The 6,804-nt window shown below is 71.8% G+C and carries 8 protein-coding genes; 3 read left to right on the top strand and 5 right to left on the bottom strand.

The features are described 5' to 3' along the window. On the bottom strand, nucleotides 1-98 hold a 98-nt coding region (locus tag RIF68_RS22190; RefSeq protein ID WP_309053040.1), incomplete at its 3' end, for a TetR family transcriptional regulator. 102 nt (nucleotides 99-200) lie between these two features. On the opposite strand from RIF68_RS22190, the gene RIF68_RS22185 reads away from it, so the two are divergent. Then, nucleotides 201-1,073, top strand: a complete 873-nt coding sequence (locus RIF68_RS22185) for an alpha/beta fold hydrolase (protein WP_309053038.1) — start codon at nucleotides 201-203, stop codon at nucleotides 1,071-1,073. Nucleotides 1,074-1,109: 36 nt separating this feature from the next. On the opposite strand, the gene RIF68_RS22180 is transcribed toward RIF68_RS22185, so the two are convergent. Beyond that, nucleotides 1,110-1,340, bottom strand: coding sequence for a DUF4287 domain-containing protein (locus tag RIF68_RS22180; RefSeq protein WP_309053037.1), 231 nt, complete (start codon nucleotides 1,338-1,340; stop codon nucleotides 1,110-1,112). A gap of 101 nt (nucleotides 1,341-1,441) precedes the next feature. Here RIF68_RS22180 and RIF68_RS22175 point away from each other — a divergent pair, with 101 nt between their 5' ends. After that, nucleotides 1,442-1,771 carry a hypothetical protein gene (locus RIF68_RS22175; protein ID WP_309053036.1) on the top strand — a complete coding sequence of 110 codons (330 nt, stop codon included), beginning with the start codon at nucleotides 1,442-1,444 and terminating at the stop codon, nucleotides 1,769-1,771. 11 nt (nucleotides 1,772-1,782) lie between these two features. On the opposite strand, the gene RIF68_RS22170 is transcribed toward RIF68_RS22175, so the two are convergent. The 3 genes from RIF68_RS22170 to RIF68_RS22160 form a co-directional block, all read right to left on the bottom strand. Continuing rightward, nucleotides 1,783-2,601 (bottom strand): hypothetical protein, encoded by an 819-nt coding sequence (locus RIF68_RS22170; protein WP_309053035.1) that lies wholly within the window; start codon nucleotides 2,599-2,601, stop codon nucleotides 1,783-1,785. 366 nt (nucleotides 2,602-2,967) lie between these two features. Then, entirely contained in the window at nucleotides 2,968-4,188 is a 1,221-nt protein-coding gene (locus RIF68_RS22165; protein ID WP_309053034.1) for an acetyl-CoA C-acetyltransferase, read from the bottom strand. 116 nt (nucleotides 4,189-4,304) lie between these two features. Next, the gene (locus tag RIF68_RS22160; RefSeq protein WP_309053039.1) at nucleotides 4,305-5,297 is read right to left on the bottom strand and encodes an SGNH/GDSL hydrolase family protein; all 993 of its coding nucleotides are present in this window, start codon (nucleotides 5,295-5,297) and stop codon (nucleotides 4,305-4,307) included. A gap of 118 nt (nucleotides 5,298-5,415) precedes the next feature. On the opposite strand from RIF68_RS22160, the gene RIF68_RS22155 reads away from it, so the two are divergent. Next, on the top strand, nucleotides 5,416-6,804 hold a 1,389-nt coding region (locus RIF68_RS22155), incomplete at its 3' end, for a cystathionine beta-synthase (RefSeq protein WP_309053033.1).

The raw sequence follows: 6,804 nt of genomic DNA, 5'->3' as shown, positions 1-6,804 counted from the left end.
CCGCGGATGGCGTCCATGCCGACCGCCTGCACCCCGCGTTCGTCGAACAGCCGCCGGGCGGCGTCGAGCACCCTCAGTTCGGCGGATTCCGCGTCCATCGTCCGATCACCCCTTGCATGGAGAACCATCGTTCTCGTAGCCTACAGGCCGTCGGGAGAACGATCGTTCTCTCGATCCGGATACGGAGAACGGGGAGACCCATGTCCAGCTTCGCCCTGCGCGCCCGCACCGCCACCGTCGACGGGCTCGACGTCTTCTACCGGGAGGCCGGCGACCGCGCCGACCCCACCCTCGTCCTGCTGCACGGCTTCCCGTCCAGCTCGCACATGTACCGCGGACTCATGGCCGAGCTCGCCGACAGCTACCACCTGATCGCCCCCGACCACATCGGCTTCGGCGCCTCCGCCGCCCCCGCCGTCGAGGACTTCGACTACAGCTTCGAGCGCCTCACCGCGATCACCCTCGGCCTCCTCGACCAGCTCGGCGTCGACCGCTTCGCCCTCTACATCCAGGACTACGGAGCCCCCATCGGCCTGCGCATCGCCTCCCGCCACCCCGAGCGGATCACCGCCGTCGTCACCCAGAGCGGCAACGCCTACCTGGAGGGCTTCACCCCCTTCTGGGACGTCCTCTTCGCCCACGCCGAGGACCGCGCCACCCACGAGGCCGCCGTCCGCGAACTGCTCACCGCCGGAGCGACCCGCTGGCAGTACACCCACGGCGTCCCCGCCGACCGGCTCGACCGCGTCGGCCCCGAGACCTGGACCCTCGACCAGGCCGGCCTCGACCGGCCCGGCAACAAGGAGATCCAGCTCCAGCTGTTCTGGGACTACCAGTTCAACCTGGACGGCTACCCGGCCTTCCAGGAGTACTTCCGCACCCACCGGCCCCCGCTGCTCGCCGTCTGGGGACGCGGCGACGAGATCTTCGGACCGGCGGGCGCCGTGGCCTTCGCCCGGGACCTGCCGGACGCCGAGATCCACCTCCTCGACGCCGGGCACTTCGCCCTGGAGACCCACGGCGAGGAGATCGCCGCGCTCGTCCGGGACTTCCTGGGCCGGCACGTGAACTGAACCGCCACCCCGCCGGGGGGCCGGCCGGGCGGACCGTCAGAGCATCCGGCGGGCCGCCCGCCGGAGGTCGTACTCGTGAATGATCGCCTTCGCGTGGCCGTACGCGAGGCCGTGCTCCCCGCGCAGCCAGCTCAGCTTCTCCTCGAAGCGCAGGAGGGACGGCCCCTCCTCGACCGCGCGCAGCCAGTCGGACACCTCACGACCGGTGCAGCGGGGGATACGGGCCAGCAGATTGCGGTGGGTCTCCTCGGAGAATGCGTGGGACATCGGCGCCTCCGGACGCGCTCGTACCGTGTGCTCCTTCACGTCACCGTGCCCGAGGGTTCGCCCGTTGGCAATGGTGCCGTCAGGGCGCGTAGGGTCACCGCGTGTTTGATACGAGCGCACTGACCGCCACCGTCGAGCGGTTCGCCGACCGGCTGCGGGCCGCCCCGCAGAGCCGCCTCCAGCGCGGCGCGGCGGCCGAAGGACTCGCCCTCGCCCGTGAACTCGCCGACCGCGCGCAGCGCGCCGAGGACCCCGCCCGCACCCCCAGGACCATGCCCGACGCCGGCGTCTTCACCGTCGCCGACCAGCTCGTCGTCGCCGGGAACGACCTGGCCCACATCCTGCGAACGGCCCCGGCCGGCTCCCGGGAGCAGGAGCTGGACGAGGCCGTGAGGCTGGTGCGGGAGGCCGCGGAGCGGTCCGGGCTGTAGCAGCCCTCCGGTCACAGCGAGGCGATCACCCGGTCGGCGAGGATGTACACGTTCTCCTCGTCCTTGTCGCCGTACGAGAACGTCAGCGTGAAGGCGCCCGAGACACCCGAACCGCCCAGCAGCACCGGCGTACGGCCCGAGCGCAGCGCCTCCGCCAGGCGCTCCGCCGTCTCGCGGTGACCCGGGGTCATGCAGAGCGTGGTGCCGTCGGCGAAGACGTACACGTCGAGCGTGCCCAGCGGGCCCGGACGCACGTCCGTCAGCGCCGTCCGCGTGTCCGCCAGCTCCTCCAGGCGCGCCACCGTCCGCTCGTGGTCCGTGACGACCGGCGTCTGCACCGGCACGAAGTCCGGGTGCGAGGGATGCCGGCGCCGGGCAGCGGCCAGCTCCGCCGAGTCCTCGGGGAACTCGTCCAGCGGCTCGGCCGGCCCGTCCAGCGCGGCCGCCTCCGCCTCCATGGCCTCCAGCGCCATCGCCTCCAGGCCCACCAGGTCCGCCTGGCGCGGCACGTACAGGGTGCCGTCGTCACCGGGACCGCCGAGCCCGCCGAGCAGGGTCGGGGCGTCGGCCGCGTCCCGCGCCTCCTGCGCGGCCCAGAAGGCCCGCGCCTCCGCGAGCTCCCGCTCACGCTCCTCGGCCAGCGCCTCGGCGACCGCGGCCCGTATCTCGTCGGCCGGCGAGGTGCGGGCCGCCGGGACCGTCACGCCGTGACCGGCCGCCAGCTCCGTCCGCAGGGCCGTGACCTGCTTGCGGAGACCGTGGACGGCGTGCAGGGCGGCAGCGCCCACGGCCGTGGCAGCGGCCGTGGTCACCAGCAGGGCAAGAGACATGGCGCTCACTGACGTACTCCCGATTCCGAGTCGATCCCCCGACTTCCTACATCAGCTTGTCGTGGGGTGGGTCCCACTGTCAGTGCATTACGTCACGAATTGGACAGGTATTTATGCCGGGTGTTTGGTCCCGAGGCGGCTCTGACCTGGGAAAACGAACTCCCCCGGGATGTAGGTCACATCCTGGGGGAGATTCGGTCACGGCTGGGACGCGAGACGGTTGACCGATTCGGCGCGGGGGAGTCCCGGCCCCGCGCCCGGGGGCAGGCTCAGCTCAGCCGCTCGTTTCCCTGGTCGCGCTGAGCTTCGCCACCGCTGCGGGCAGGTGCCCCTTCGTTCCGCAGGGACCCTACCCTCCGCTCCGGCTCAGCTCAGCCGCTCGATCACCATGGCCATGCCCTGGCCGCCGCCCACGCACATCGTCTCCAGGCCGAACTGCTTGTCGTGGAACTGGAGGCTGTTGATCAGCGTGCCGGTGATGCGGGCGCCGGTCATGCCGAAGGGGTGGCCCACGGCGATGGCGCCGCCGTTGACGTTCACCTTGTCCAAATCCAGACCCAGGTCCTGGTAGGACGGGATGACCTGAGCGGCGAAGGCCTCGTTGATCTCGGCCAGGTCGATGTCGCCGATCGTCAGGCCCGCGCGCCGGAGCGCCTGCTTCGACGCCTCGACCGGGCCGAGGCCCATGATCTCGGGGGAGAGGCCGGAGACGCCGGTGGAGACGATCCGGGCCAGCGGGGTCAGGCCCAGCTCGCGCGCCTTCGTGTCCGACATGATCACGAGCGCGGCGGCGCCGTCGTTCAGCGGGCAGCAGTTGCCGGCCGTGACCAGGCCGTCGGGGCGGAAGACCGGCTTGAGGCCCTCCACGCCCTCCAGGGTGACGCCCGCGCGGGGGCCGTCGTCCGTGGAGACGACCGTGCCGTCCGGCAGGGTCACGGGGGTGATCTCGCGCTCCCAGAACCCGTTCTTGATGGCCTGCTCGGCCAGGTTCTGCGAACGGACGCCGAACTCGTCCATCTCCCGGCGGCTGATGCCCTTCCAGCGGGCCAGGTTCTCGGCGGTCTGGCCCATGGCGATGTACGCGTCGGGGACCAGGCCGTCCTCGCGCGGGTCGTGCCAGGTGGAGCCCTCGGACGCGGCGACCTCGGCGGTACGGGCCTCCGCCTCGGCGAAGAACGGGTTGTGCGTGTCCGGCAGCGAGTCCGAGTTGCCCTTCACGAAGCGCGACACCATCTCGACACCGGCCGAGATGAAGACGTCGCCCTCGCCGGCCTTGATCGCGTGCAGCGCCATGCGGGAGGTCTGGAGCGAGGAGGAGCAGTAACGGGTGATCGTGCAGCCCGGCAGGTGGTCCATGCCCATCTGCACGGCCACGATCCGGCCCAGGTTGTTGCCCTGCTCGCCGCCGGGCAGACCGCAGCCCAGCATCAGGTCGTCGATGTCACGCGGGTCCAGCTCGGGCACCTTCGCCAGGGCGGCCTGGACGATGGTCGCGGTCAGGTCGTCCGGGCGCAGGTCCTTCAGGGAGCCCTTGAAGGCCCGGCCGATCGGGGAACGGGCGGTCGAGACGATCACGGCTTCGGGCATCACGGCTCCATGAGGGTGCGGAATGGGCGGACCGAAAGGGAAGTTACCCGTACGTACCGCGCGGGGTCACCGGGCCGGGCATGTGACGCGGACCTCTTTTCTAAGCGCTCGCTCAGTCACGGTCGGTTGGTGGGGGCCTCCGTGGCCGCCGCCGGCTCGGAGGGGACCGGCAACCGCCGCCGGCGCCGGTGCTTCAGCAGCGCCCAGGGCCCGCGCGCCCCGGTCACCTCCGTACCAGCTTCCCGTACCGCCTCGGCCGCCGCCTCCGCCACCGGCAGCATGTCCTCCCGGCGGGCCGGCTCCAGCCGGTCCGTCTCCGGCCACAGGCCGAGCGCCGCGCAGAGCGTGGGCAGCACCGCCATCGCCGCGGTGGCGTACCCCTCGGCCGAGGGATGGAAGTTGTCCACCCCGAACATCTCGCGCGGATTGGCCGCGAACTCCGGCCCCAGCAGATCGCCCAGCGACACCGTCCGGCCGCCCTGCTCCACCACCACGATCGTCTGCGCGGCCGCCAGCTGCCGCGAGGCCCGGCGCGCCACCCAGCGCAGCGGCTGGTACACCGGCTCGATCGTGCCCAGATCCGGGCAGGTGCCGACGACCACCTCCGCCCCGGCCGTCCGCAGCCGCCGCACCGCCGCCGCCAGCAGCCGTACCGACTCGGTCGGCGGCATGCGGTGCGTCACATCGTTCGCCCCGATCATGATCACGCACACGTCCGGCGGGCCGAGCGGCTGCGCCAGCAGCAGCGACACCTGCCGCTCCAGATCGTCCGACCTGGCCCCCGACAGCGCCACGTTCCGCAGCACCACCGGCCGCTCCGCCACCGCCGCCAGCCCCGAGGCCAGCAGGGCGCCCGGGGTCTGCCCCGAGCGGCGTACGCCCTGACCCGCCGCCGTCGAATCACCCAGAAGGGCCAGCCGCAGCGGGTCCTCCGTGCCGAAGGCCCTCCCGTACAGGCCGTCCGCCCCGGGTGGCAGTGGTGCCGCTCCGCCCCCCACCGACCGCTTCGCCAGCTGCACCTCCGCCAGCAGGACCCCGACCGCCGCCGCGCCGAGCAGCCCGATGCTCCCGCCGCCGTACGCCGCGCCCGCCGCGATCCGCCGTGCCACCCGCGCCCTCGACATGAGGCCGTCACCTCCTTCAAGCCGTTCAGGGACTAACTGCCCCGTAAGGCGCTCCGACTACGCATACGCTGGCCACACCATTACGGAGACCCCGGAGAACACGGTGCAATTCCACGACTCGATGATCAGCCTCGTCGGCAACACCCCGCTGGTGAAGCTCAACAACGTCACAGCGGGCATTCAGGCGACCGTCCTGGCCAAGGTCGAGTACTTCAACCCCGGAGGCTCGGTCAAGGACCGGATCGCCCTCCGCATGATCGAGGCGGCCGAGCGCAGCGGCGAGCTCAAGCCCGGCGGCACCATCGTCGAGCCCACGTCCGGCAACACCGGCGTGGGCCTCGCGATCGTGGCCCAGCAGAAGGGCTACAAGTGCATCTTCGTCTGCCCCGACAAGGTGTCCACCGACAAGATCAACGTGCTGCGGGCCTACGGCGCCGAGGTCGTCGTCTGCCCCACCGCCGTCGATCCCGAGCACCCCGACTCGTACTACAACGTCTCGGACCGCCTCGTCCGTGAGACCCCCGGCGCCTGGAAGCCGGACCAGTACTCCAACCCGAACAACCCGCGCTCCCACTACGAGACCACCGGTCCCGAGCTGTGGGAGCAGACGGACGGGCGCATCACCCACTTCGTGGCGGGCGTCGGCACCGGCGGCACCATCTCCGGCACCGGCAACTACCTGAAGGAGGTCAGCGGCGGCAAGGTCAAGATCATCGGCGCCGACCCCGAGGGGTCCGTCTACTCCGGCGGCTCCGGCCGCCCGTACCTGGTCGAGGGCGTCGGCGAGGACTTCTGGCCCACCGCCTACGACCAGAACGTCACCGACCGCATCGTCCCGGTCTCCGACAAGGACTCCTTCCAGATGACCCGCCGCCTCGCCAAGGAGGAGGGCCTCCTCGTCGGCGGCTCCTGCGGCATGGCGGTCGTCGCCGCCCTGGAGGTCGCGAAGGAGGCGGGCCCGGACGACGTGGTGGTGGTCCTGCTGCCGGACTCGGGGCGCGGCTACCTCTCGAAGATCTTCAACGACGAGTGGCTGGCCTCGTACGGCTTCCTGGAGGAGGAGGGCCCGACGGCGACCGTCGCCGACGTGCTCAGCTCCAAGGAGGGCGGCGCCATCCCGACCCTCGTCCACATGCACCCGGACGAGACCGTCGGCCAGGCCATCGAGGTGCTCCGCGAGTACGGCGTCTCCCAGATGCCCATCGTGAAGCCGGGCGCCGGCCACCCCGACGTCATGGCCGCCGAGGTCGTCGGCTCCGTGGTCGAGCGGGAACTCCTCGACCACCTCTTCACCAAGAAGGCCTCCCTGGACGACCCGCTGGAGCAGCACATGAGCGCGCCGCTGCCGCAGGTCGGCTCCGGTGAGCCGGTGGCCGCCCTCATGTCCGTCCTCGGCAGCTCGGACGCGGCGATCGTCCTCGTCCAGGGCAAGCCGACCGGTGTCGTCAGCCGCCAGGACCTGCTGGCCTTCCTGGCGGGCGACGGCTCGAAG

Origin of the sequence: Streptomyces sp. (assembly GCF_031178505.1) — a bacterium.
GTDB lineage: Bacteria > Actinomycetota > Actinomycetes > Streptomycetales > Streptomycetaceae > Streptomyces > Streptomyces gulbargensis.
This window is presented reverse-complemented; position numbering and strand designations above follow the sequence as displayed.

Bases quoted from the DNA above. Each gene is read 5' to 3' on its own strand.
- RIF68_RS22170 (WP_309053035.1), bottom strand. From the start codon at position 2,601: ATGTCTCTTGCCCTGCTGGTGACCACGGCCGCTGCCACGGCCGTGGGC.
- RIF68_RS22185 (WP_309053038.1), top strand. From the start codon at position 201: ATGTCCAGCTTCGCCCTGCGCGCCCGCACCGCCACCGTCGACGGGCTC.
- RIF68_RS22180 (WP_309053037.1), bottom strand. From the start codon at position 1,340: ATGTCCCACGCATTCTCCGAGGAGACCCACCGCAATCTGCTGGCCCGT.
- RIF68_RS22165 (WP_309053034.1), bottom strand. From the start codon at position 4,188: ATGCCCGAAGCCGTGATCGTCTCGACCGCCCGTTCCCCGATCGGCCGG.